Raw genomic sequence first — 26,571 nt, 5'->3', positions numbered from 1 at the left:
CCAAAAAGCCCCCTTTAGAGCTGAATAGCGGAACGTATGGCCGCGAAATTTAAAAAATGGCGGTTTTAAGGTAAATAGCGGAACATGTGACCACGTAGATTCGTGTGAGTAATCTTTAATCGCCTTGTATCCCCTCTTTTGAAGTGAACGACTCATAAAAAACAAAAAATTGGAAATGATATACATGCACAGCTAGTGTCAATATTCAATAAATGCAGGAGGCTTACACAATGGGACTTTCAGCAAAAGGGTGGAAAAAGATTGCGGCAGGCTTGCTCACTGCTGTATTATGCTCCGCTTCGATGATAACAAGCAGCACGGCGCATAGCGATGAGGTTAAGAAGGAAGTCAGGGTTGAAGCGCAAAGCGATCCTTCGCACAAAGCGCCGATGAAGCATCGCAATATAGAGCTGCCGCCGGGTGTTACAGTAGTTAAGGTCATTAAGGATGTCAAGCTGGGCCATCATTTGAACAAGCGGGTAGAACTGCTGTCAGATGGCGGAAAGCGTGTAACGATTGGCAAAAATAACGGCAGAGTTTTTGTTTATTATATTGAGTATGAGGGTGTTATTACCGCAGTTAATGGCAGACAGGTTACTGTACAGCTCAAAAGCGGACAAACCAAGCAAATTACAATTCCTGAACAAGTGGTCATTGAAGATGATGACCAGCTCGGGCTGAGGCCAGGCGTAAAGATTGAATGGGAAATTGACCGAAATGGCGATATTATTAGCGTCGAGCTTGATGATTAATAGCTTCAAATTAGATATGTAATCGTGAAACATGAAACAGCTCATTCCTTATCCGGGGATGGGCTGTTTTTGTGGCTGTTCATCCCAAGCCAAGATCACTCAGGTTACTTCTTTTCTGGTTATATGTCAGCATATCCAAAAATGTACGCATTTGTGCGGATCGCCACCGGTCCCGGTGATAGATGACATAAATTGACCTGCTGCTGAGTGGGTTTGGCAGCGGCGAAAGCAAGAGCAGTCCCCGCTCGACTTCATTTGCAACGGCAATTCGCGAGATGAACGAAATACCTTTGCCAAGCACATTCTCTAACTCCAGGGGAACAATTGCAAGTTTAGTATGGAGAATGGGAAGGTATGATAAGACGGCGATAGCCGGGTATCTTTCCAGCCCCAGTACGGGTAGGGTACTGGGGGTTTTTATTTTGAAAGTGTCTGAGATCCAATTGTGAATTTTTTCAAAGCACTCATTTGGCTGGTGCAGCAGTGTATAATGAAATAGGAAAATATGGTTTAAACCAGTATGGGGAGGCAGGAACATGGATGCAACAAATCATTTTACAGGTAAAGCAGCCGTATATTCGAAATCTCGCCCAGGTTATCCTGATCAATTATTAACAGTGTTAATCGAGAAATATGGATGGAACGATGGTAGCGTCATTGCGGATATTGGAGCCGGCACAGGGATATTAACCGGTCAAATGCTGAACAAAGGGTTGAACGTCATGGCCGTAGAGCCAAATACGGATATGAGGCTTTTGTCCGAACAGGCTTGGGGAAACTATCCTAATTATACGTCTGTCAACGGAACGGCTGAGCAGACGACGCTTGCGGCGGGCAATGTAGATCATATTACAGTGGCGCAAGCCTTCCATTGGTTTAATCCGGAGCTGTTTAAGCTGGAGTGCCAACGGGTGCTTAAGCCGCAAGGATATGTGTCTCTAATTTGGAACAGCCGTGTCGCGGATCATGAGCTTGTCATCGAAAATGCTGAAATTTGCCAAAGATACTGCCCTCAGTTTAACGGATTTAGCGGCGGCTTCGAGCAGAGTGATGAGAAGATAAGCTCTTTTTTTCGATCAGGGGAATATGAATTGCTGGAAATTGCTAATGATCTTAGCTTTGATAGAAATAGTTTTATCGACCGTAATTTGTCTGCATCCTATGCCCCTAATGTTCAAGATAAAGCATATGAGCCTTTTGTGCAGGAACTAACCGCGCTGTTTGAAAAATACGCAGTGAATGGCAGGGAGCTTTTAATGCCTAATATATGCAGATGTTACACGGGACTGGTATAGTAGGGCTCGAGAAATACATTAAACGATCATGATGAATGTGGGAACACCGCGGATACTTCTGTAGAGGCGCAGAAGTGGCCCGACCAAGTATTTGAGCTGGATGATAATATGGAGCTTTCAATTTTCTGCGGATAGAATTACGATGAAAACGACGAAGGCTGCCAATTAGATCATTGATGATCTGATGGGCAGCCTTTTTTGCGATTCTAAATTTTACTAGACGATCCTGTTGGCGCAAGTAATGTGTCGCTATCGGTCTAAGTGGATTTTCTGCCCTTAGTTTCTTCTGTATGAAATTTCGTATACATTGAGCTGTTTTGCGAGTGACCGCCAAAAAAACGCAAACGTTCACTGAGCCCCCACAGAGTTTGAAGTCGGCGACTTTGAAGCTGACAACTATCTGGACAGACGATCCGCTATTGCGCCGAAATCCCCATATTTGCCCGTTAAAAGTGACACACGTTCCGCTATTGTTCGAAAACTACCCAAAAACGGACGGGGAAAGGGCCGATAACGGAACCAGTGTCCGCGAAACAACAAAAATAGTGTTTTTAGGTCAAATAGCGGAACGAGTGACCGCCAAATAAACGCAAACGTTCACTGAGCCCCCACAGAGTTTGAAGTCGCCGATTTTGAAGCCGCCAACTATCTGGACACACGTTCCGTTATTGCAGTTTTGGGGTGGTGCTTATCGGCTTCGTCAGAAAAGTTTCTTTTTCAACAGCCTGATGAAATCCTTAGTCTCGGCAACCTTTGGTAAGCAAAAGAAAAGGGTAACGGAGAGCAAGATTGGGACTGGAGAAGCGGGAGCGTCCGCCTTTGTAGGCCAATTTTAACCTTTACAGGTTATATGTATTACAAAAAAATTGGCGTACAACAGCGGTCGGAAGCCCAAACTTGATCGCAGTGCCACCCGTTTCTATTGCATGCTGCATCATCCACAATGAATCGACACCTTCGAGGAGCGAGTTAGTGTCCAGTACTGAGCAAGATTTATATTAATCATTTGCTTGAATAACTATAAAATAGGCATTAGATCGTTTATATGCGCTGATAGGCAGCAAGTTGTAAAGGAGGAATACAGGAGGAATACAGGAGGAATAAAGAAGGAATACATTTGGATACGCAGCACCACTTAGAACTAAATTAGAGTGAGGTGCCTATAATGGGAAGCCTGTTAGAGAAAATACCGTTGTCCATCTATCCGAAGCTTGTGGTTACATTTTTACTGGTGCTTATTCCGATTTACGCTCTCAGCCTGCAGTTGAATGAGTCGAGTGCGGACAATGTCAGAAGTGAAATTACGAAGTCGATGCAGGCGCGCGTTCATTTCTATTTGAATTTGCTTGAAACTGATTTTACTAGAACGATCCGGCTGCAGCAGGAATATGCCAATGATGAGTATTTGCGGCAGCTGAGTGATTTTAATTTGATTATAACAGATATCGAGAAAAATAAAGCGCTTACAAATTTACTGAATCGGATTAGAGTACTCAAGGCTTCCAGCCCCTATATTCGTAATGTTCATATTTCGATCGCCTCGATTAACCGGACTTTATCTACTGATCAAACGATTGATCCGATTGACGGCGCTTTGTTCAAGGCGCTGGCTAAACCGGTCGATCGTTTGGAATCCCCTTTTATTCAACAGGATGACAAGCTGTATATTAGTATTCCATACCCAGAAATAACTGTGCAAGGCGGGACGCATTATATTATTGCAGTTGAGGTGGACAAGACCGAAATTCAATCGGCTATTGGCTTGTTCGCAGAGCATATACAAGGCGGCGCTGTTATGGTCGATCAGAAAAAGAGATGGGAAATCGTCAACATGCCGGATAGTGCCATGCAGCCGGCGTTAACCGAGCTGGCCTATGAGTTGTATGAAAGAAATGCGGAAGATTCGGGCATCCGGTATATCGAGCAGTCAGGAAAAAAATATATTGTCATATTCGAAAAGTCTGCCAGTCTTGATTCGATGATTTTAACCTATTTGCCAGAGGAGGTCGTTCTGGGACCGCTGCAAAAGTATCGCAATGGCATTTGGTGGCTGTCTGCCGTTTCATTGATCATCATCGCCGTGTTTTCCTACGCCATTTATCAATTGATCCATCAGCCGCTGCGTACTTTGGTAAGAGCATTCAAACGGGTGGAGAAAGGGAAGCTGGATGGCGAAATCAAGTATAAGTATCAAGACGAATTTTCATTCCTGTACCTTCAGTTCAATAAAATGATGGAGCGGCTTAGAGTCCTCATTCACGAAGTATATGAGCAAAAGTATCGGCTTCAGCTTTCGGAGCTGAGACAGCTGCAACTGCAAATCAACCCCCATTTTTTATATAACAGCTTTTTTACTCTATATCGGATGGCCAAGATGGAGCAATTGGATCAGGTCATGACGTTTACGAAATCGTTAGGCCATTACTTTCAGTTTATAACGCGCGATGGGGTGCAGGAAGTGCCGCTGATAGATGAGATTCATTTCGTGCGTTCCTATGTCGACATCCAAAATGTTCGTTTCGGCAGGCGTATTCACGTCGATTTTGCGGAATTGCCCGAACGATGGAATGCAATGGTCGTCCCGCGGCTTATTGTGCAGCCGTTACTGGAAAACTGCTATAAGCATGGCTTAGCTGATGAAGATGAAGAAGGCTGGATTAAGGTGTCCTACGAAGAAGATGCGGAAATCCGGATGCTTATTATTGCTGTAGAGGATAGCGGGGGAACTTTAAATGAAGATCATTTGTTTAAGCTGCAGTATAGCTTGAAAGCAAACAATAAATTGAAAGAAGGCCATGGCTTGTTCAATGTTCATCGCAGAGTGCAAATTCACTATAAGGAGCGGGGCGGACTGAGATTTTCCCGCAGCGCTTTGGGCGGGTTGAAGGTCGAGTTAATGATTCCGTTAGATTATGAGTTGTAAATGGAGGGGAAGAGACGATGATATACAGATTGCTAATTGTTGATGATGAACCAATTATTGTTGACGGTATGTATGAATTGTTTCAAGAGCAAAACAGATCAAATCTGGAGCTTTACCGCGCTTATTCAGGCAAGGAGGCTTTGAGGCTGATGGAGGAGCTGCGTATAGACATCGTAATAAGTGATATCGGCATGCCAAAAATTGACGGATTTCAATTACAGCAGGAAACGAAGCGGCTTTGGCCTCACAGCAAATTTATTTTTTTGACAAGCCATAACGACTTTCAGTATGCACAGACCGCTCTTCGCAATGGCAGTGCAGATTTTATTTTGAAGACAGAGGAAGACGACAATATTATTGCCAGTGTGTGCAAAGCGCTAGCCAGTCTTGAAGAGGATCAAGTATACAAAGAACTGATCGACCGGGCGCGAAAGCAAATGCATCTGGCGCTTCCTTTGCTTAAGAAGGAATTTTTGACAAGCATTCACGATGGATCATTATCTCGCCATATGATATCGGCAGCCGCTTTTCAAGAGATGCAAATCGGGATGGACGAAGCTCAAAATGTGCTTCCCGTAACCGGTCGTATAGACGATTGGGGACATTATGAAAGCAAAGCCGATCGGGCGTTGATGGTTCAGGCGGTCGAAAATATTTTGGCTGAATTTTTTAGTCATCATCAATTTCAATTCACCCCTGTCGGTAAAACCTATTTTGCGCTGTTTGTGCAGCCGGCGAGTGACCGGACGGGCGGACAAGCAAGTAACGAAGCAATAGAGCGCCGCTGGGAGTTAATGATTACTTTTGTGAAAGGGATATTGGAAGCAGTGCAGCCGGTCATTGGCCGATTGCTTAAGCTTACCGTTTCTTTTTCGATCGGACAGCAGCCCGTCAGCTGGCATGAGCTGCATATTCATTTCGAAAGCCTGCGCAAGCAGCTTATGCGCATTCAAAGCAATGAAATGATTTTGACCGCTGGATTGCAGCCGCATGATTCGGCGAAGGAGGCTGCTGATCAGCATCACCGCACTGCGAGAAATTTGCTAATTAAAATTTCCGATATCGAATTTTCAAGCACTTCCCAGCATGAACTGTTCGTTGATCTGATCGCACGCCTGAAGCGATGTCTTGATGAAGCCTATGATATGTCCTTGTTTACAGAAATTTATTTTTCTATTGCTGCCCATCTTATTTCTTATATGAACCGCTGGGAGACGAATAGGCAAGCGAACCTAAACAATATTGCGGTGCTGGAGCAATACGAAGTGAATCGTCCCTATACACTCGTTCTCGACGAATTTGTCCAAATTGCAGCTGCATTAATTCGTGAGAAAGAAAGTGAGCAAAATCGGCACACGCACCAGGTCGTCCATATTTTAAACCAGCATATCGAGCAGCATATCGATCAGGAGCTATCGCTAAACCGGCTGTCGGAGCTTGTCTATTTGAATCCAACTTATTTGTCGCGGCTGTATAAGCAGTCAACGGGGGTCGGCCTTGTTGATTATATTAACGATGTGCGGCTGAAAAAAGCGAAGCGGGCATTGCTGGAGACGAACGCAAAGATTCACGACATTGCACGCAGTGTCGGTTTCGAATCTCCCACTTACTTTGCCCGGCTCTTTAAACGTCATGAAGGGATGACGCCGCAGGAATACCGGGAGAAGCGCTCGCTTTAGCCCGCAATAAGCATATGTACACTTGGCACAATTGAATATCGGTTTAAATTAGTTGCAATATGTATAAATTGTGCGATGGCGGCACCTTTTATAGCAACCTTATAATTTGATTGTAAGCTTACAAAACCAAGCCAAGGAGATGAAACAATGAGGAAGAGCTGGTTGAATGCAGCGGTTATTATCGTCTTCATGTTAGTTTTGACAGCATGCACGAGCGCCAAGGAGAATGAGCAAGGCTCCCCGCCCTCTGGAGTGAGCAGTCCAGATTCTACGGCCAAGTCATCTGCCGATCCGCCTGATCAGACCGCCGATGATCCATTGGGCAAATATGATCCCCCGATTGAAATAACAAGTGTGCGGGTAGTGAGCAGTGCATATAAGTATGCAGACGGCGATGATATCAGTAACAATGTGTGGACTAGAGCATATGAGAATGAGCTTGGCATTAAGCTGAAATACAATTGGGTAGTAAACAGCGATCAAGGAGCCCAAAAAACAAATTTGACGATTTCTTCTGGAGATATTCCACAATTTATGACTGTAAATGCAACACAGATGGAACAGCTGGCTGAAGCAGGCTTAATTATGGATTTGACTGACGCTTATGAGAAATATGCATCCCCGCTAACAAAGAAGATTATGACACAAGACGGCACACGCGCACTCGAATCGGCCAAGATTGACGGCAAGCTGATGGGTATTCCTGCTGCTACATCTTCCATTGATAACGCCCAGATGCTATGGATTCGCACAGACTGGCTGGAGAAGCTTAATTTACCAGTGCCGCAAACAATGGACGATGTGTTGAAAATAGCGGAAGCGTTTACACTGCAAGATCCAGATGGAAATAATCAGGATGATACAATCGGTCTCGTCATTCATAAAGATTTGACTGCAGGGGTAGCTGATTTGGAAGGCTTCTTCAATGGCTATCACGCTTATCCAAGCATTTGGATTAAGGATGAATCGGGTCAGCTCGTTTACGGCAATATTCAGCCCGAAATGAAGCCTGCGCTGCTTAAACTGCAAGAGTTATACAAAGCTGGCTATATCGATAAAGAATTCGGAGTGAAGGATGTCGTGAAAGCATCGGAATGGATGGCATCCGGGAAGGCTGGATTAATATTTGGTACAATGTCCAATTCACTTTGGCCGCTTAATGAAAGCAAGTCCAATGATCCTAATGCAGACTGGAATCCATACCCGATCGTTTCCATTGATGAAAAACCGGCTCTAACGAAGCAGCTCGGGTTTGCGGTTAACAATTATTTAGTCGTTAAAAAGGGCACCCCGCATCCGGAAGCTGGCATTAAAATGGTTAATTTATACGTGGAGAAGGGCTGGGGCGAGAAAGCGGAGCCAGGCGTTTACTTTGTTAATAATGGAATTGAAACGTTCAAATATGCGCCATTCACTTTATGGCCTTACCGCAAAAATATGGATCAGCATATCAATATTGCGAAGGTGCTGCAAGGCCAGGCCGAAGTGTCTTCTCTTAATGCAGAAGACTTAGATATCTATGAAAGAATTAAGACTTACCGTGAAACCGGAAATGATGCATCTAATTGGGGTTATGATCGAGTATTTGGGGACAAAGGCTCTGCCTACGAAATCATCAGCAATTATATTGCCAATAATCAGCTCATACGTAATGAGTTCGCAGGCAATTCGACAAAGACATGGATTGAGAAGAGCGAGTCGTTAAAGACGCTGGAGCAGGAGGCAATTACCAGAATCATTATGGGTGCTTCGATTGACGAGTTCGACACTTTTGTAGACAACTGGATGAAGCTGGGCGGCAGTGAGATTACGAAGGAAGTGAATGAGTGGTACAGCAATGAAAATTAAAGGTATTCGGATGGCCGGCATAAGCAGACAGGGGACAGCAAATCGGTCGTCTCGATGGAAGCGGGAAATTTCACTTCATTTTATGCTAGTACCCGCGGTCCTTATACTCATCCTGTTTAGTTATGTGCCGATGATTGGAGTCGTAATAGGATTCCAAAAATTTGTTCCAGCCAAAGGTATTTTTAATTCAAAGTGGATTGGCCTGGAAAATTTTCAGTATTTGCTCACCCTGCCCAACACAACACAAATTTTGTGGAATACGATTTTTATTGCATCGATGAAAATTGTGGCAAGCTTAATTGTTCCGATTTTAATCGCATTATTACTGAATGAAATTCGTAAGCAATTTTTTAAACGCAGTGTTCAAACACTCATTTATTTGCCGCATTTTTTATCGTGGATTATTTTAGGCGGTATATTAATCGATATTTTATCGATGAAAGGTATAGCTAATCAATTTTTAGGCTGGTTTGGCATTTCGCCGATTTATTTTCTTGGGGATAACCGCTGGTTTCCGCACGTGCTCGTCTTTTCGGATTTATGGAAGGAATTTGGCTTTAATACGATTGTTTATTTGGCTGCATTGACAGCGATTAATCCGGCGCTTTATGAAGCGGCGATCGTGGATGGAGCTAACCGGTTCAAACAAACTTTGCATGTAACTCTGCCTGGCATGCTGCCCATTATTATTTTGCTCGCGACACTTAGTCTTGGGAATACGCTAAATGCTGGGTTTGAGCAGGTATTTAATTTGTACAGTCCGCAAGTGTATGAAAGCGGTGATATTATTGACACCTTCGTCTATCGGCTTGGATTGCTTGAAGCACAGTACGGTTTGGCAACAGCAGTAGGCATTTTTAAATCCGTCGTATCCTTGGTGTTAATTTCCCTATCCTATTTTCTTGCCTATCGGTTCGCGAACTACCGCATCTTCTGAGGAGGTGAAAAGTTTTTATGTATACCGCTAATTCGCCGAGCCGGAAGCTTTTTGCCCTTTGTAATTATATCTTCTTAGGCGGAGTATCGCTGCTTTGCTTGCTGCCGATTATTCATATTCTAGCTGTATCGTTAAGCTCGAGCGGTGCGGCAGCAGGCGGTTTCGTAAAATTGTGGCCTGTTGAATTTACGCTAAGCTCCTATAAATTTGTTCTGAGCAAGCCTGAGTTTTTACAATCGATCGGTATTACGCTTAAGCGCGTCCTTCTTGGCGTAAGTGTAAATATGCTGCTGACGGTATTGTCTGCTTACCCGTTATCGAAGGAGACGAGCGCTTTCCGTTTTCGCAGCTTCTATGCCTGGTTTTTTATTTTTACGATATTGTTTAATGGCGGGTTAATTCCATGGTATATGACGATTCACACCTACGGATTGCTAGATTCGATTTGGGCGCTTATACTGCCGGGCGCAGTTCCTGTATTTAATGTCGTTTTGCTGCTTAACTTTTTTCGCGGCTTGCCGAAGGAGCTGCATGAAGCGGCCAGCATTGATGGGGCCAAGGAGTGGACGGTTTTGTGGAAAATATTTGTGCCTTTATCATTGCCAGGTCTGGCGACTATCGGTTTGTTCGCAACAGTCAGTCATTGGAATACGTGGTTTGACGGTCTAATTCTAATGAATTCGCCAGAACGATATCCGCTGCAAAGCTATTTGTACACGGTTGTCATTAACCGCGAGCTGATGCTGACGATTGGCACGGATTTAGGAGCGCTCGCCGAAGTGAATGAGCGCACGAGCAAGGCTGCGCAAATATTTGTAGGCTCCTTGCCAATCTTGCTCGTCTACCCGTTTTTACAAAAATATTTTATGAAGGGTATCGTACTGGGCAGCGTTAAAGGTTGAATGAATCAATAGAAGGAGATTTGGCCCTATGAAAATAGAACGTGCATTAGTGATCTGCTGCCATCCTGACGATGAGGTGCTGGGCATAGGCGGAACGATCAAAAAGCTGACGAATCAAGGCACCGAAGTTACCGTGCTTATGTTTGCTAATGGAAATGAAGGCTACACTCGGCTGGAAGATAAAGACCGTATTGTTGAGATACGCCGTCAAGAGCGTGAAGCGGTAAGAGAAATACTGGGCATTGCTCATTACGAAGCTTATCAGTATGGAGATTTTGCGATCCCGGCTGATGATGTGACTTATAAGATGTGTATGAAAGCGATCCGCACTTATCGTCCTGATATTGTATTTACGCATTATTGGAATGAGTATCGAACACATAAAGCGGTAGCTTCCATAACAGAAGAAGCGTTCTGGCAGGCCGGCTGGTCATGCTCTCTCGAGCTCGGTCAGCCGTGGAAAGCTGCAGCGCTCTACCATTTTGAAGTGATCCAGCTTATGCCGAAAAATTCCTTCGTCGTTGATATTTCTGACACTTATGGAGATAAGGTAAAAGCTATGCAGGCTTATGCTTCACAGTGCGATGCTGTTGTATCGGACGCGCTGCAGCAAATTGAAGGACGGGCGCTGACAAGAGGCGCCCAGACCGGAGTGAAATATGGAGAAGCGTTATTGCTGAATACGACAGTTCCCGGGTTAATAACCGATGTGAATCAATTAACTCTCGGTTTAAGCAGCCGCGCTGCTATAACATAACAAGGTGGTGGGCTTTAAAGTATGAACGGTAAATTGAAGGATGAGTTCAATCAGCGTGTGAAGAAGCTAAGAAGCTTGATGCAGGAGCGGGGAATAGATGCTTGTTTTATTTACGGGGATGAGTATCGAAGAGAAAATTTGCGGTATATTAGCAATTATTGGCCTATTTTTGAGCGTGGGGCTGTAATCGTCACAATGACGGGCGAGCCAATCGTGCTCGCTGCGCCCGAAGGTGAGCTTGTCTGCCGGGAGATGTCGGTCTGGCCTGATATTCGTTTAATTCCGGATTTTAATTGTGTCACTGTGCCGGATGAAATTGAATATCCGCATGCTGATTATACGGATTCCAAGAAGGTATTTAATGAGCTAAAGGGGCAGTATGGGGTGAAGCGGCTTGGTATTGCGGGGATGGACGCCATGGCCAAGCAGGTCTATGAATCGATCGTTACGAATGCGCAAGAGGTTGATGTTGTTGATGCCAATGAGCTGCTGTTTACAATGCGGTTAATAAAATCTGAATATGAAATTGCTTGCTTGAAAGAAGCGGCTCGCGTAGCTGATAAAGGCTACATAGCGCTTATGGAAGCGGCGGCCGTTGGAGTAACTGAGCTGGAAATTGCAGCCGCCGCCTATTATGCTTGCATGCGGGAAGGAGCGGAAAATGTTCCATTTTGCCTCGTTGCAAGCGGAGTAAGAGTCAATACAATTATCGGCAGGCCTACGCGCAAGCGAGTAGAGAACGGGGATATGATAATGGCTGCACTGGCCGTGCAATATGAGGGTTATATAGCAACGATAAACTTTCCGTTCATCGTCGGCGACAGCAGTCCGGAGCAGCGGGAATTTATTAACTATTTAATTGAAGCGAATGACCGTGCGCTGCAGCTTATCCGCCCGGGTGTGCGTCAAGGTGAGATGGTTGGAGCGGTAAAAAGCTATTTTCGCGAGCAGGGTGTCGATGCTTATGACTTGTATCCGCCGCTGCATGGCTGCGGAGCTGCTGAGGCCGAGATGCCTTATCCGAATGAACATACACAGGGATTGTTTGAGGAAGGGATGACGGTTAATACAGATATTAGCCTGTTCGGCCATCCGCACGGATCGAATCGGATTGAAGAAGGCTTCATACTGACGAAGGAAGGCAATGAGCCAATGTCCCGGTTAGTGAGAGAACTGACTGAGAAGTGGAAGGAAACAGAACGTTTATAGAAGAGGTGCTTAACTATGATAAAAGGGTTTATGGATCACTGGGTGCCAAGTCAGGATCATGTAAGCAAGTTTTGGAAGCAGGATGAAACAGTTGCCATCCGGATGATCGATGAGCTGCGGTCCGATATTGATTTTAATCATTTTACCTTCTATACGAAATGGTATACGAACGGGATCAAATCGAAGCTCCCGTACTTATACAATCATCCCGAGTCAGCGAATGTGAAAACGAACAACGAATGGGGCAGGAATATGATCTCGCATCTGCATAGCAAAGGGATTTCAGTAGGCGCGATGCTGCAGTTTTTAACCTATGAGGAGCATAATTGGGAAAAAGAACTGTCTATCGATGAGTGGGAGCTTAGAAACTGTGCGCTTACGGATGGACCAAACCGGATTGCCGACTTCACTGCACCTGAATATCAAACAAGGATGAAGGAAATTGTGAAGGAGCTGTTAACGGAATTTCCCGGCATAGACTATTTGTTTTTGGAGTTTGAAGGGGCAAGGTCTGACGCGGTAGAGGCGCTCTATCCGGCATGGGCTGCAGGTCAGGGCAAGTTGGTAGAGGAACAATATCATTATAGCCCGGACGCGATTGAGCATTGCCGAAGAATCGGACTGGTGCCAAGCTTTATATGGTCTGACGAGGCACGCGCTATGCTTCGTTATTATTACGAAATGAACCTTCATTCGATACGCGAAGTGCTGGATGAAATCAACTATAAAGGAATCGTTGGGGTCGTTATTCATTCCTATGGCTATGAGACGTTTATTTACCCGGACATTTTGCCTGATAAAAGCTGGTGGCTTGTCCCTTGGAACTACTGGGTTTGCGAAAATGAATCGCCAGAAACGGAAGAGAAAAAGGCGATCTCGAAAGAGCTTATGCAGAAATGGAAGCAGGAACAATTCCGGATTTGTCATATTGGCGATGTTACGATCGGCAAGGAAGGCTTGGACCTGGATGTTAAAAATGAAGCGATTCGCGATTTTTACAAGTTCAGCCTAGATTTGCAATTGGACGGTTACTTGGGAATGGGCAATCCTGTGCCGGATACCGGGTTGAAGTGGGAAGGCGTTACGGATGAGCATGTTATCAAGGTGCGGAAATTGTACATGGAATTATATGGTGCAGGGGAAAAGTAATGAACAAGATTTTTAATAGATTTGCAAGCATATCTTGCCAAAAATGAATTTTCACGGTCACACGTTCCGTTATTTGCTTTAAAACCGGCCATTTTTTAATTTCGCGGTCACACATTCCGCAATTAGGTACTGAATGGGGCTTTTTCTGCGATCTATGGAACAATAACGGAATGTCTGTCACTTTGCGGCCTCAAAACTGCGATTTTGGGCGCAATAACGGAACGTCTGGCCAGCTAGGGAGCTGTCGATTCATCTATCCAGTCTCGCTTGGCTCGGAGACCGCCCATAATATTGGCCAAAGGCGCGGGTAAAGGATGTCGCATCTGCATATCCAAGGCTCAGACTAATATCGAGCACGGAGCGTGAGGTATGCTGAAGCAAACGTAAAGCCTGTTCCATACGCAGTCTTCGCAAATAATCGGATGGATTTATGCCTATATGTTCTGTGAACAGCTTGGAAAAATGAGCACGATGCACGCCAATGTGATCAGACACATGCTTGATGCCAATGGGCTCGCCATAATGCGTTTTCATATATTCAATACTTTTCGGTATCCATTCATTGGGGCCTCGGGTTAGTTCCAGTTCTTCTTGTGCTGGCGTTTCGCATAGCTGCTCGAATAAGCGGTACAGCAGTGTGTAACGCTTCAGCTTATGGCTGGGATGCTGACCTCGAGCCGATCGCAGCAATTGCTCCAAAGTAAGCTGCAGCTCAGGCGCTGGTTGCTTTTGTTTAAAAGGGGCACCCAAGTCGATATTGATCCAGCTCATTAGTCGATTCGCTTGAGGGCCGTCGAATGCTATCCAGGTCATCTGTAAAGGATGAGTATGGGGCAGCATGCGATAGCTATAAGAATGACCAGGGAGCATGCAAAAAAAATCGCCTTCCACAAGCTGAACCGTTCCTGTCCCATAATCAAACTCCACCTGACCATTCCTTACAAAATGCAAGCTGTAATAAGGGATGCTGCGCGGACCGACATTGTAGCCTTGCTTTGCTGTATTGCTTCCAAATCTTACTGGCCACAAGCCAGATTGGTGGTCAAATTCGTCAGGAACAAAGAAAAAATTTTCAGCAATCTCGGATGCAGATTCTTCTCTCACTGTACTTCACCTCTTTAAATATTTCGCTGGCTAATAATTAAATTGTACTGTATAGCTTACAAAATGCAAGTAAATGACGACCTTCTGTTATTGTAGGCTGATCGGCTGTCTCTCTATAATAAAAGCAGATGAAGAAGCTAGAAGAGAGGGGCAGTGTCATGAAAAATAAGCGGCCAAATATATTGCTGATTACAAGCGATCAGCAGCATTGGAATACTATAGGAGCATTTAATCCGGAAATTTCGACTCCGAATCTGGATCGTCTCGTTAAGGAAGGAACTACATTTGACCGGGCGTATTGTCCGAATCCTACCTGCACACCTACGCGGGCATCTATTATTACGGGAAAATATCCGAGCCAGCACGGCGCATGGACGCTGGGCACCAGCCTGTCGGAGAAGCATACGACGATCGGGGAGCTGCTCGGTAAGGACGAGTATCGGACAGCGCTTGTAGGGAAAGCTCATTTTCAGCAGGTTACTCCTACTGAAGAGCATCCCACGCTTGAAGGAAGAGGCACGTTGCATGATTACGAATTTTGGAAGAAATTCAACGGGCCTTACTATGGTTTTGAAGTAGCCGAAATGGCGCGTAATCATACGAACGAGTGGCTAGTCGGTCAGCATTATGTGTTGTGGCTGGAGGAGCAAGGCTGTACGAACTGGCGCGATTATTTCGCAGCTCCAACAGGCACGATGGACGAGAATAAGCTCTATCATTGGCAGCTGCCTGAGAAATTCCACTACAACAGCTGGATTGCCGAGAGGACGAATGAACTGCTGGAGAGCTACAAGGAAGAGGATGAGTCCTTCTTCTTATGGGCAAGCTTTCCTGATCCGCATCCGCCATATCTTGTGCCAGAGCCTTGGGCAAGTATGTACGACCCTAATACGCTAACGATACCTCATGTAATGCCGGGCGAGCATGACCAAAATCCTCCGCATTTCGGCATGACACAGCAGGAAAAACCGGATTTTTCCAGTTATGAGGAGTCAGGCTTCTCGATCCACGGCTATCATTCACACCAAGTATTTACGGAGGAAGAGCATCGTAAGGCGGTAGCGACTTATTACGGCATGGTCAGCTTCATGGATGAGCAAATTGGGCGAATTCTTGATCGGCTGGAAGAGCTTGGACTTGCTGAGGATACGTTAATCGTGTTTACAACCGATCATGGCCATTTCTTCGGCCAGCATGGGCTGCAGTTCAAGGGCGGCTTCCACTATGAAGATCTGCTTAAAATACCGTTTATCGTCAAATATCCAAACGTCGTTCCAGCTAATACACGCTCTAATTCTTTGCAGTCGCTAGTCGATCTTGCGCCAACCTTCCTCAGCTTTGCAGGACTGCCTGTACCAGGTGCAATGACAGGGGTGGATCAAGCGGCTGTATGGCGTGAGCCTGAGTTGTCCGCACGCGATCATGTAATTTGCGAATTCCGCCATGAGCCGACGACGATCCATCAGAAAACCTATGTCAATGAACGTTATAAAATAACCGTTTACTACAATCAGACCTATGGTGAAATATTCGATTTGCAAGAGGACCCGGAGGAATTGCATAACCTATGGGCCGATGAACGATTCAAGGATTTGAAAATGGAGCTGCTGCTCAAGTATGCTTGGGCAGAGCTTGGCAAGGAAGCTATGCCGATGCCGCGAGTATCGCATGCTTAACAAATAAAAGCTTACAGCAAGCCAAGCGGCTAGAGGGGCAGTCCTCTAACCGCTTGGCGCTGTAAGCTTTCTTTAAAATATAGGAAAGTATATGTTTTCAACTTATACCTGTTCCTATATTTCATCGGTAAACGCGCCTGTCTAAAGGACGGCGGAGCCGTTTATCCTTGATGAATTTTGCAGGCAATGAGCTGGAAACCGTTTAACGAGTGGCAGCCAGTGATTTTGATTTGTACAATTGAGAAGCGATCAAGAAACTGACGACGCCCCATAGCGACATAATGCCGACACCCATCCAGAACGTACTGGACATAATACTTCCCGCATAGATCAAGCCTTCACGCATGCCATCGACGAAATAAGTCAGCGGCAATATTTTTGGAACGAACTGCAGCCAGGACGGTAAGGATTCAAGCGGGAAGAATACGCCGCTTAGGAACATCATAAGCATACTCGTAATATTGGCAACGCCCATATATGCTTCCATCGTCTTGCTGAAGGATGAGAATAAATAGCCCATCGCATTAAATACAAGCGTTCCGATGAGGAAGGCGACGGTTAGCGTCAGCAAATTGAAATGCAGTGTTGCGCCAAAAACATATACGCCAATTATAGATAAAATGATAATTTGCAAAACACCCATCAGCATACGGACAACCATGCTAGACAGTCCAAACAATCCCATGCGAGCCGGTGTCATCCGAAGGCGCGTAAGCAGGCCGCGTTTTCTCATATCGACCATGTCCACCATGCCGAACAAGCCTGCTTGTGCAACTGATAGACCAATCATGCCTGTAAGCAGAAAATCTGTATATTTAATATCATCGGAAGCGGTAGTAATCGATTCTTGCGAGATCGTATAAGTAGGCTCAATGCCGGCAACAGCCAGATTAGCGTACTGAGTGAATTGCTGCAAAATGCCAGCTATAGCTTGCGTAGTTGCGCCAGCTTCTTTTTCGCGGTTAACGATGAGCTGAATGCTGGCTTTACCCTCATTTTCCGGCATCACGATAAGGGCATCTATCTTTTTATCCTCCACCCATTCCCGCCCTTGCTCTATGCTAATAGATGCATCTTCCTTATATTCAAAAACGGGAATTTGCTTGAGCTGCTCAATCAGCATGGCAGAGGAGCTGTTCGGCACCGCATCTACAATCGCGATATTCGCCTTAAAGCTGCTACTGCTTGAAAAGCTGCCGCCAAATATAGTCATAAAGATGACCATAAGAATAACAGGGAAAAAGATGCTCCAAAACCAAACCTGCTTCTCACGAAAGGTCATTTTGATCTGGGAGATAAACATGGCATTGAACTGTTTTAGCATCATTTTTAATCTCTCCATTCCTTGCCCGTAAAGGCGATAAATACGTCCTCCAGGCTCATTTCGCGAATTGATATTTGCTCCACGCGGTATTTATTTTCTTTTGTAAAGCCGAATATTTCGTATAAGGTTTCCTCTGGCTGAGTCGTCCATATTTTTAATGCTGAACCATCGCGTTCTGTTCGTACGACAGCAGGATGGAGCTGCGCGACCGTTTCTGTTTGCTTCGCTGCATCTATGCCGTCCAGCAAGGAGAGGCGAACCTCCCGTTCCTTGGTCAATCGATCAATCAGTGCGGAAGGGGTATCCATCGTTACAATTTTACCTTGGTCGACAATGCATACACGGTCGCTCAGCTTTTCAGCTTCTTCCATATAATGCGTTGTCAGAATGGTCGTTTTGCCGATTTCCTTAAGCTTCAGGATGATGTCCCAAATATTGCGGCGCGCTTGCGGATCAAGACCGGTTGTCGGCTCATCCAGAAAAATAATGTCCGGATCGTTAATCATGGCAAGCCCGATCGCCAGACGCTGCTTTTGCCCGCCGGACAGCTTTTTTACGTATCTATTTTTATGCTCGGTTAAATTGACCATTTCCAATATTTCTGCAACAGGTCTTGTTTTTGTATAAAAGGTTGCGAATAAAGCCAAGTTTTCTTCTACTGACAAAAGATCGAATAAAGCGCTGGATTGCGGCTGGACTCCAATCATCATTTTGATTTTGCCGCTATCCTTGGACCAATCAAGCTGGTCAAACCGAATTTGGCCATCATCCTGCTGAAGCAGCCCTTCAATCATCTCCAGCGTAGTTGTTTTTCCAGCTCCGTTAGGCCCAATAATGGTGAAAATCTCGCCAGCTTCAACGGAGAAGCTAATATCCTTTACCGCATGAACAGTACCGAATGATTTCTTGAGCCGTTCCACTTCTAATACGGGCATGTGCTAACCACTCCTTATTCATATCACTGTCCTTATTGTAATGGAAGTCTGGTTAGGCTGTGCACCGTCTGCAGAATGCAATTTTCTCAGTCTTAAGTAGGAGTTAATAATTGGCTGGGGATGCAAACCATTCCGGCTTCGATTGGAGGTATAATAGATGATATTGGCATGAATCTATGAGAGGCATGATGTGTATGAACGGGATAAAACCGGATTATTTATATAGCTTTATTTGTCATGAGGAAGAAAGAGGACTTTGTGAGCTGGAGGCTAGAAGACTGCTGGATCTTCCAGCTTCTTTCAAAATGAAAGCAGGCCTTTGTGTAGCAGGCAGTATGCGGGAGATAGATGTGGACCGCAGTCCTTTTATGAAGCATCGCATGCAAATTTGGCATGAAGCAGCAAGCAGGGATGAGCTGGAACAATATGCGTTGCATATAGACTTGAAGGATGCCAGCTTCAAAATTACGGTATGGGATGCAGCCAGCAACGAAACAGAGGCGCATAACTCAACGGAGAATAAGCAGCCCACTTCAAAGGCAGAAAAGCAGGAGCTCGCAAAGCAGATCGGACAGCGGATCAAAGGAACGGTTGATTTGAAAAGCCCGCGATTGGAGATCGGCATAGCATACTGGTTAGGCAAATGGTATATCGGCGCGATGCAAGACAATACTGCCGTTTGGCAGCAGCACCATTCTAAACCACGTCAATATTCAACGGCCTTAAGTACAAGGATGGCGCGAGCGATTGTGAATATTGCAGTCCCTAGCCCAGCCGGCATTCAAGCAATCGATCCTTGCTGCGGAATCGGCACCGTTTTGCTGGAAGCTGCTTCAATGGGGATAGCTGTTTCTGGCCGTGAAATAAATCCGTTGGCAGCTCAGGGCGCGCGCGAGAATCTGGCTTATTTTCATTATGATGTGCAGGTGGTACTGGGGGATATGCGTGACATTAAAGAAAAATTTGATGTGGCAATTATAGATATGCCCTATAATTTATGCTCGGTGCTGCCAATGGACGATAAGCTGTCAATGCTCCGTCATGCGCGGCAATTTGCTGAGCAGCTGGTCATCGTTACGGTAGAGCCGCTGGATCAAGAGCTGCTGGCTGCGGGATTTCAAATTACTGATCGATGTGCTGTTAGTAAAGGTAAATTTCGTAGAGAAATACTGTGCTGCAGCTAGAACAAAGCCTAATTGTCAATATTTTGATACAAAGTTTTTAGACGTTATTATAGAAAAAGTTATTTATATTGTTTATAATGGGTAAGGTATCTCACTAACAAAAAAATAGATACACACAAAAATATAAAAATGGGAGAAATCAACTATGAATATGCTAGTAATTAAAGCTAACGATCGTCCGGCTTCACAAGCTGTATCTTCAAAAATGTACGAAACATTTATGGAGGGCTTGGAAGGCGTAAACGTGACTGTATATGATGTTTTCGAAGAAGACACACCATATTTTGGCCAAAGCTTTTTCAACGTATTCGGTAAATTGCAAGCTGGACAAGAGCTTACAGCTGAAGAAGCACGCCTAATGGCAGCTAAGCAAAAAGCGATGGATGTGCTATCCGCTGCTGATATCGTAGTATTTGCATATCCGCTATGGAACCTTACGATTCCTGCGAAGCTTCAAACATTTATCGACTATGTATATGCAGCAGGCTTCACTTTCAAATATAACGAGCAAGGCCAAATGGTCAGCTTGATGACAGATAAAAAAGCGATTTTCCTCAGCGCTCGCGGCGGAGTGTATTCTTCACCTGAGATGGCGTCCCTTGAAATGTCCACAAACTACATGCGCAATGTAGTTGGCGGCGTGTTTGGTATGGAGATTGTAGAGGAAGTTATTATCGAAGGTCATAACGCAATGCCTGACCGTGCCGCTCAAATTATCGAAGAAGGCTTGCAAAAAGTAAAAGCAGTAGCAGCTCGTTATTCCAAAGAGCTCGTAAAATAATAGCTGCAACACATATTATGCAGCCAAAATTGTAACAAATAAATAAAGCCTATTCTCCGCAAATTGATTTTGTGGGGAGTAGGCTTTTTGTATGTATAATAGAAGGAATAGAATGATGAGTAGCGCTATGTTATAGTGAGTGTAACCAAATTTGATCGGAGCGAACAGAATGAAAACAGGCAACAATGACATAAAAGCAAGAGACACGGCCAGCAAGCAGAGGGAAGGAAAACGAGCGGATAAACCTAAAGGTAAATCTGAAGGAACGAGACGTAATGCTGTGGAGAATGGACGGCGTAAAGGGACATCTTACAAAGATCAGCATAATAGAGCGGATATATCGGCGGAGCAAATTACATCAGGAGATCGTATTGTTGTAACAATTAAACGGATTGGCATCAATGGTGAAGGTGTGGGCTACTATAAGCGAAAGGCAGTATTTATTGAAGGGGCTTTGCCGGGCGAGGTAGTTGTTGCTAATGTTACAAAAGCTGAGCGGGGTTATTTGAATGCAGCGATGATCAAGCTGGAGAAGCGTTCTCCTGATCGGCAAACACCGCCATGTCCAGTGTATGATCGTTGCGGTGGCTGTCAATTGCAGCATATGACCTATGAAGCGCAGCTTCGAGCGAAGGAAGAAATCGTAAAGGAATCATTTCAGCGCTATGCAGGTCTGGATCGGCTGCCAATACGACCAATTATCGGAATGGATAATCCGTGGAGCTATCGCAATAAGGCACAGCTTCAGACGGGGCAAGCCGATGGAGCAATCGTAACTGGTTTGTATGAGGCAGGCTCTCGTCAGCTCGTGGATATAAGCGGTTGTCCCATTCAGCATCCTGTTATTAACGAAGTAATCGATAAGGTGAAGTCCATTATGGCTGAGCTCAAATTGTCTGTTTATAATAGCCGCACTAGAAAAGGAAATGTCCGTACGCTCGTTGCACGTGTTGGATATGAGACAGGGAAGGTTCAGCTTACTATCATTACAGCGGAGGAAAAGCTGCCTGATGCCAAGAAGTTGATTGATGCAATTCAAGAGAAGCTGCCGATGGTTACTACCATTGCGCATAACGTAAATAAAAGCAATACGCCGCTTATTTTTGGAGATAAAACAACCATATTATGGGGCGAAGATAGGCTTGGCGAGACACTTGGTGATATTCAGTTTTCGCTTTCACCGAGAGCGTTTTTCCAGCTTAATCCCGAGCAGACGGTGAAGCTTTACAATGCAGTTAAAGAAGCGGCTGATTTGCAAGGGGACGAGCTAGTAGTTGATGGTTACTGCGGAACAGGCACAATTGGGTTGTGGCTTGCACCCTTTGCTAGGGAGATCCGAGGGATAGAGATTATTGGAGAAGCAGTTGAGGACGCACGCGAGAACGCACGCAACAGCGGTATAAACAATGCCAGTTTCTATACCGGACGTGCAGAAGAAATGCTGCCGCAATGGGTGGCACAGGGCGTCAGGCCAGATGTTATTGTGGTCGATCCGCCACGAACAGGCTGCGAGCTGCCGCTGCTCCGGGCAATTGCCGCTGCGAAGCCTAAGCGTTTGGTCTATGTGTCCTGTAATCCTTCAACGCTTGCCAAGGATTGCAAGGTGCTGCTCGATCAAGGCTATCGGCTTGAATCGGTGCAGCCAGTGGATATGTTTCCGCAGACAGCTCATGTGGAAGTGGTAATATTGATGGAAAGAAATGAAAAGTGACAGATTCGCTTGAGTAAACATCAAGGTTTATTTGTCGATTTCAAGCTGCGAAAGTTGAGTTGCTAATTCTTCTTTTTTATACAACCCAAAATCATAAGGATATGCTCGTTGCTAACTCTTTAATCCTCTCTTATTTTTGTTACCAGAATTACAGAAAAGTGATAAAACTTCAAATATGCTGTATTGAAGACGCCATTTCTGTGAGGCGGTGTTAGAAAGGCTGGATAAACAAGCGTGAGTGAAGATAAATTCTAGTAAAGGAAGGTATTAAGAGATGCAAAAAAACTTATTAGCACTACTTGTTTTTGTATTAATTGTATTCAGCGTATCAGCTTTACCTGTATCTGCGGGAACAGTAAGTAAGCAAGGGAAGGTGAAAAATACACCAATCTACGTTGATGGCAAGATAACAGAAGCGGATATTCTTTCGGTTTCAATTAATAACTCATTATATTTACCTCTTCGGGCAACTTCTCAGTTACTTGGATTCAACATTAGCTGGAACCAAGAGGAACGAGCGGTTTACATTACCACTGATTCAACGATAACAGTGGCTTCTGCAAACAACCAAAATGGGATGAAAGTAGGCGCGACAGTATCAGTATTGAAATCCAGCATTTCAATTTATGTTAACGGCAAGCCCGTTCAATTATTGGACACGAATCTAAATATAATTTATCCAGTATCAATCAACGATAGTCTGTACTTACCAATACGAGCGTTAGCTACTTCTCTTGGACTAGAAATTTCATGGGACAGTATGAATGAGCAAGTCCATATTAATACCCCAACAACTGAGAAGCCAAAAGGAGACAAAGGAGAAACGGGTCCACAAGGTCCAAAGGGAGAAAAAGGAGATAAAGGAGATAAAGGAGACTCGGGATACTCAGGCTCTCAAGGTTCAAAAGGAGATCCGGGAGCAGCAGGACCGCCGGGAGCCAAGGGTGATAAGGGAGATCCAGGTCCGACGGGTTCACAAGGTCCGGTGGGACCACAAGGAGATCCAGGTCCGGCGGGATCGCAAGGTCCGGTGGGACCTCAAGGAGATCCAGGTCCAGCAGGGACTACTTTTACCTCGGAAGGGTTTTCTGCTTTGGGTACGACATCATCAATTGCTAGTAGCCATCAATTTACGAATTGGAGCGTGGCGTCTCCTTATTACGCAGACCCTGCGTTTGATCCTACTACAGGTATATTTACGGCGCCAGCCGCTGGTAAGTATGCCATAAATGCAACTGTTAACTATAAGACTACCGCCGCGGTTAATATAAGCGTAGGAAGTGGTATTGATCCATTTTTCACAATAAGGAAGAATGGCAACACTGATTTAATAAAAGGATATATGCCTATCTTGAACGTCAATATTGCGTTAGTTCTAACTCTTAGAACCGTACTGGAAAGTGCAACTGTGACGCTATCCGGAGATGTAGAGCTTCAGGCAGGTGACCAAGTTGAATTATATTACGAGTCCGATGATTTAACCCTTGGTTTCGGTACGGATATAGTGTGGTCGATTCATCGCTTATCTTAATACAAGGTTGCATGAGGCTGTGTGTTGATAGTAAGGGAGTAGCGTTTTTAGAGTCGCATTTACCGATAATATTAAGATAAGTAAGCTCAAGCTGTTACTGCTTGGGCTTATTGTTTTGTATTAATAGTTACACTTGCAGTTATCTTCGAAGGTTATGCAGCGCTAGTGTGTTATATTATAGTTAAAAACTATAAATGAGGTGGCAATATGATACAACATGAAATAAAAGAAACGCCAATTAAACAAAGATTCAGCAAAATTACAAAGCGATTTCAATTACTTACTCCAGGGTGGAAAGGTGCTTCTATTGCAATAACCATTATTGCAATAATAATGTTCTTCATTCAAAGTTACTTTTTTATGGGGTCACGTGGATACGTCGATGTTCTAATCGGTACATCAATATCCTTGATTGTTATAGTAGGTATTACTGGTATATTGGCTGGCGCATTCCATCTCACAAAGCGTGTTCCTACACGTTACATATGGTTAGTACTCGTATCCTTTTTCTTATTAACACTCTGCTTTATCGGTATGTTGCAGGTTGGATTAATTATATCTGTGACAATCATTGCCGCACTTTCCGTATTAGGAGCCCTAATATACCGATGGAAGTCAGGTGTTTATCGCGAGGTAAAGCTTTTTTCTAGAACAGCAGCAGTGATATTAGCTGCTATTTCAATGCTCTTTATTGTCATCATTGGGTATTGGCTGATTGATAACGGTAATACTGAACCCGCAAGCCCATTTCGATTGCAAGAAATGAAATCAGCAGACCGCTATTTTACTGCAATGACAAACCCAGCGTTGCAAGGTACTTATGAGATCAATTCATTGACCTATGGCAGTGCTAATAACTACAGAAAAGAATTTATACAAAGCACGTCCCTTGTGACGAAATCGGTAGATGGTTCTGCATTTGTTGATAACTGGTCAACTCTTCGCAAAAAAACATTTGGTTTCGGCTCAGACCAAATGCCTCTAAATGGGCAAGTCTGGTATCCAGATGGTGAGGGTCCCTTTCCTTTGATCATTACTGTTCACGGAAATCATATTGCAACGGATTACTCAGATAAGGGATATGACTATTTAGGCAAGCTGCTTGCGAGTCGTGGTTACATATTTGTTTCGATAGACGAGAATTTTCTCAATTCATCTCCATTTGATGATCTCCTCTTCCTCCAATCGCTCAAAAATGAAAATTCGGCAAGAGGTTGGCTGATGCTCGAGCATATGAAGGTGTGGAAGGCGTGGAACGAGACAAAGGACAATCCATTCAATGGGAAAGTCGACATGAGCCGAATTGCGTTAATCGGACATTCGCGCGGTGGAGAAGCGATAACGGCAGCTGCAGCGTTTAATCAGATGACAGCTTACCCAGAGGACGGAAATGTTAAATTTGACTATCATTTCAGTATCCGTTCCATCATCTCTATCGCGGGTACAGACGGACAGTATAAACCGGCAGGCCAATCCACATCTCTAAAGGATTTGAACTACTTAGCTTTACACGGATCTCACGATATGGATGTCATCTCATTTAGTGCGCTAAACCAATATAATCGAATCGGCTTTACGGAAGGCAGCGATTATTTTAAAGCATCTGTGTATTTGTATGGAATGAATCATGGTCAGTTCAACACAATATGGGGAAAGAATGACAGTATAGGGCTTAGCAACAAGCTTTATAATACGAAGCAGCTCATCACTCAGGAGGAGCAAATGGAAGCAGCAAAGGTATTGATTTCATCCTTTCTGGACGCAACACTTAAAGATAATAATGATTATCGATCAGTCTTCCAGGATATTGGTTATGCCCGTGATTGGTTACCAAATACGATGTATATTAGCAATTATATGGATTCGCAAACAACCTTAATAAGCAACTTTGAAGAAGATATTGATCCAGGTACGACAACACTTTCAGGCGGTCGACTAATCGGAGAAAACTTAAAGTTGTGGAAAGAGGAAAAAGTAGCGATGAAATATGGGCCTGACATGTATAGCGCAGTAAAGCTTGGATGGACCCACATGACGGATACTGATACTCCATCCTATACGGTTGTTTTACCAGTTCAACATATGGTTATAAGTGATAACAGTTCCATTGTCTTTTCTATGGCGGATGTGAATGAGAAACAAGAGCTAATAGATCAAGATTCACTTATTGACCTGACTTTAACAGCTGAAGACAAGCACGGCAATGTAGCAACCTTATCCCTCAGTAGTGAATCCTATCTACTTCCCATGTTCGCTGGAAACATCGTTAAATTTCCATTCGCATCTCTAATGCCAACCAAGGAGCCTGTGTTTCAGAACTTTGCATTCCAATTAATTGAATTTAAAAAGAACAATCCAGATTTTCAACCCGAACAATTAAGTAAATTCAGCTTTGTTTTTGATAAAACAAATGAAGGAACCATTTTGATTCGTGATATTGGCATTCGCAACAACAATGCTCAAAATGACTCGTAGACTGGGACCTAGATTGCCTCAATCTTCCAAACATCTTCGCGTCCTGACCAATGCCGGTATTGTCAAGGTTCAGGATGAAGCCAACCGTCGTATCTTTTCGTTAAGTCCTAACCCTTTCGTTGAGTTGGACGATTGGTCGCTTTCTTGACATAGTTGTCCGCGATACCGCTATAACTTGCTCGGCTACCGCACCAATACCTTCATCATCAAGCACTATAGTATCGCCAGAAACCGGCTCCTGCGACAAAACCGCCGGAAAACTTAGCTTAAGGTAATACACCAACTGTCTGCCATCAATGCTCAAGTCATGTGGAGTGCTGCTCACTGTTAGTAAGGAAAGAATATTGATATGAGATGTATGGGTGGAAATGGAAAAGGGTCGGCAGCCCCTCTTTTTAA

At 44.5% G+C, this 26,571-nt stretch carries 21 protein-coding genes and 1 pseudogene; 17 read left to right on the top strand and 5 right to left on the bottom strand.

Translation table 11 applies throughout. The features are described from left to right. Nucleotides 1–230: 230 nt before the first annotated feature. Nucleotides 231–752: an AbrB/MazE/SpoVT family DNA-binding domain-containing protein gene (locus ACRRU2_RS26890; protein ID WP_432506390.1), complete on the top strand. Its 522-nt coding sequence runs from the start codon at nucleotides 231–233 to the stop codon at nucleotides 750–752. A gap of 79 nt (nucleotides 753–831) precedes the next feature. Here ACRRU2_RS26890 and ACRRU2_RS26885 read toward each other — a convergent pair whose 3' ends face one another. Then, on the bottom strand, nucleotides 832–1,290 hold the full coding sequence (locus tag ACRRU2_RS26885; RefSeq protein WP_432506388.1) for a LysR substrate-binding domain-containing protein: 459 nt from the start codon (nucleotides 1,288–1,290) through the stop codon (nucleotides 832–834). On the opposite strand from ACRRU2_RS26885, the gene ACRRU2_RS26880 reads away from it, so the two are divergent. The 9 genes from ACRRU2_RS26880 (at nucleotide 1,289) to ACRRU2_RS26840 (ending at nucleotide 13,451) form a co-directional block, all read left to right on the top strand. Further along, nucleotides 1,289–2,047, top strand: coding sequence for a class I SAM-dependent methyltransferase (locus ACRRU2_RS26880; protein WP_432506386.1), 759 nt, complete (start codon nucleotides 1,289–1,291; stop codon nucleotides 2,045–2,047). The genes ACRRU2_RS26885 and ACRRU2_RS26880 overlap by 2 nt on opposite strands. Before the next feature lie 1,165 nt (nucleotides 2,048–3,212). Then, nucleotides 3,213–4,970 carry a sensor histidine kinase gene (locus ACRRU2_RS26875; RefSeq protein ID WP_432506384.1) on the top strand — a complete coding sequence of 586 codons (1,758 nt, stop codon included), beginning with the start codon at nucleotides 3,213–3,215 and terminating at the stop codon, nucleotides 4,968–4,970. Between the two features lie 17 nt (nucleotides 4,971–4,987). After that, complete coding sequence (locus tag ACRRU2_RS26870; protein ID WP_432506382.1) at nucleotides 4,988–6,649, top strand: response regulator transcription factor; 1,662 nt, start codon at nucleotides 4,988–4,990, stop codon at nucleotides 6,647–6,649. A 147-nt stretch (nucleotides 6,650–6,796) separates the two neighbouring features. Continuing rightward, a complete protein-coding gene (locus ACRRU2_RS26865; protein ID WP_432506380.1) occupies nucleotides 6,797–8,497 on the top strand; it encodes an extracellular solute-binding protein in 1,701 nt (566 codons plus the stop codon). Beyond that, the gene (locus ACRRU2_RS26860) at nucleotides 8,487–9,434 is read left to right on the top strand and encodes an ABC transporter permease (protein WP_432506378.1); all 948 of its coding nucleotides are present in this window, start codon (nucleotides 8,487–8,489) and stop codon (nucleotides 9,432–9,434) included. Before ACRRU2_RS26865 ends, ACRRU2_RS26860 begins: the two co-directional genes overlap by 11 nt. Nucleotides 9,435–9,451: 17 nt before the next feature. After that, complete coding sequence (locus tag ACRRU2_RS26855; protein WP_331699080.1) at nucleotides 9,452–10,336, top strand: carbohydrate ABC transporter permease; 885 nt, start codon at nucleotides 9,452–9,454, stop codon at nucleotides 10,334–10,336. Between the two features lie 28 nt (nucleotides 10,337–10,364). Further along, entirely contained in the window at nucleotides 10,365–11,093 is a 729-nt protein-coding gene (locus ACRRU2_RS26850) for a PIG-L deacetylase family protein (RefSeq protein ID WP_432506376.1), read from the top strand. 21 nt (nucleotides 11,094–11,114) lie between these two features. Beyond that, the gene (locus ACRRU2_RS26845) at nucleotides 11,115–12,302 is read left to right on the top strand and encodes a M24 family metallopeptidase (RefSeq protein WP_432506374.1); all 1,188 of its coding nucleotides are present in this window, start codon (nucleotides 11,115–11,117) and stop codon (nucleotides 12,300–12,302) included. Nucleotides 12,303–12,317: 15 nt separating this feature from the next. Beyond that, nucleotides 12,318–13,451, top strand: coding sequence for a hypothetical protein (locus tag ACRRU2_RS26840; RefSeq protein ID WP_432506372.1), 1,134 nt, complete (start codon nucleotides 12,318–12,320; stop codon nucleotides 13,449–13,451). A 249-nt stretch (nucleotides 13,452–13,700) separates the two neighbouring features. Here ACRRU2_RS26840 and ACRRU2_RS26835 read toward each other — a convergent pair whose 3' ends face one another. Beyond that, entirely contained in the window at nucleotides 13,701–14,555 is an 855-nt protein-coding gene (locus ACRRU2_RS26835) for an AraC family transcriptional regulator (protein WP_432506370.1), read from the bottom strand. Nucleotides 14,556–14,713: 158 nt separating this feature from the next. Here ACRRU2_RS26835 and ACRRU2_RS26830 point away from each other — a divergent pair, with 158 nt between their 5' ends. Further along, a complete protein-coding gene (locus tag ACRRU2_RS26830) occupies nucleotides 14,714–16,231 on the top strand; it encodes a sulfatase family protein (RefSeq protein WP_432506368.1) in 1,518 nt (505 codons plus the stop codon). Nucleotides 16,232–16,433: 202 nt separating this feature from the next. Here the strand turns inward: ACRRU2_RS26830 and ACRRU2_RS26825 are convergent, their stop codons facing one another. Continuing rightward, complete coding sequence (locus ACRRU2_RS26825) at nucleotides 16,434–17,558, bottom strand: ABC transporter permease (RefSeq protein ID WP_432506366.1); 1,125 nt, start codon at nucleotides 17,556–17,558, stop codon at nucleotides 16,434–16,436. A 2-nt stretch (nucleotides 17,559–17,560) separates the two neighbouring features. Further along, entirely contained in the window at nucleotides 17,561–18,490 is a 930-nt protein-coding gene (locus ACRRU2_RS26820; protein ID WP_331699073.1) for an ABC transporter ATP-binding protein, read from the bottom strand. Between the two features lie 194 nt (nucleotides 18,491–18,684). On the opposite strand from ACRRU2_RS26820, the gene ACRRU2_RS26815 reads away from it, so the two are divergent. From ACRRU2_RS26815 to ACRRU2_RS26790, 6 genes and pseudogenes are all read left to right on the top strand, one after another. Then, a complete protein-coding gene (locus ACRRU2_RS26815; RefSeq protein ID WP_432506363.1) occupies nucleotides 18,685–19,674 on the top strand; it encodes a TRM11 family SAM-dependent methyltransferase in 990 nt (329 codons plus the stop codon). Nucleotides 19,675–19,819: 145 nt separating this feature from the next. Then, complete coding sequence (locus tag ACRRU2_RS26810; protein ID WP_331699071.1) at nucleotides 19,820–20,455, top strand: FMN-dependent NADH-azoreductase; 636 nt, start codon at nucleotides 19,820–19,822, stop codon at nucleotides 20,453–20,455. A gap of 169 nt (nucleotides 20,456–20,624) precedes the next feature. Then, the gene (rlmD, locus tag ACRRU2_RS26805) at nucleotides 20,625–22,166 is read left to right on the top strand and encodes a 23S rRNA (uracil(1939)-C(5))-methyltransferase RlmD (RefSeq protein WP_331699070.1); all 1,542 of its coding nucleotides are present in this window, start codon (nucleotides 20,625–20,627) and stop codon (nucleotides 22,164–22,166) included. 274 nt (nucleotides 22,167–22,440) lie between these two features. Then, nucleotides 22,441–23,697, top strand: coding sequence for a stalk domain-containing protein (locus ACRRU2_RS26800; protein WP_432506361.1), 1,257 nt, complete (start codon nucleotides 22,441–22,443; stop codon nucleotides 23,695–23,697). A 207-nt stretch (nucleotides 23,698–23,904) separates the two neighbouring features. Beyond that, the gene (locus tag ACRRU2_RS26795; RefSeq protein WP_432506359.1) at nucleotides 23,905–26,172 is read left to right on the top strand and encodes an MFS transporter; all 2,268 of its coding nucleotides are present in this window, start codon (nucleotides 23,905–23,907) and stop codon (nucleotides 26,170–26,172) included. Nucleotide 26,173: 1 nt separating this feature from the next. After that, a pseudogene (locus ACRRU2_RS26790) lies at nucleotides 26,174–26,308 on the top strand (ArsR/SmtB family transcription factor); the annotation flags it as partial. Here ACRRU2_RS26790 and ACRRU2_RS26785 read toward each other — a convergent pair. Continuing rightward, nucleotides 26,273–26,571, bottom strand: a 299-nt coding sequence (locus ACRRU2_RS26785) for a hypothetical protein (protein WP_432506392.1), incomplete at its 5' end; no start/stop codon positions are given. The pseudogene ACRRU2_RS26790 and the gene ACRRU2_RS26785 sit on opposite strands and share 36 nt — an antisense overlap.

Source organism: Paenibacillus sp. GXUN7292, from assembly GCF_050864975.1.
In the GTDB taxonomy this organism is placed as follows: Bacteria; Bacillota; Bacilli; order Paenibacillales; family Paenibacillaceae; genus Pristimantibacillus.
This window is presented reverse-complemented; position numbering and strand designations above follow the sequence as displayed.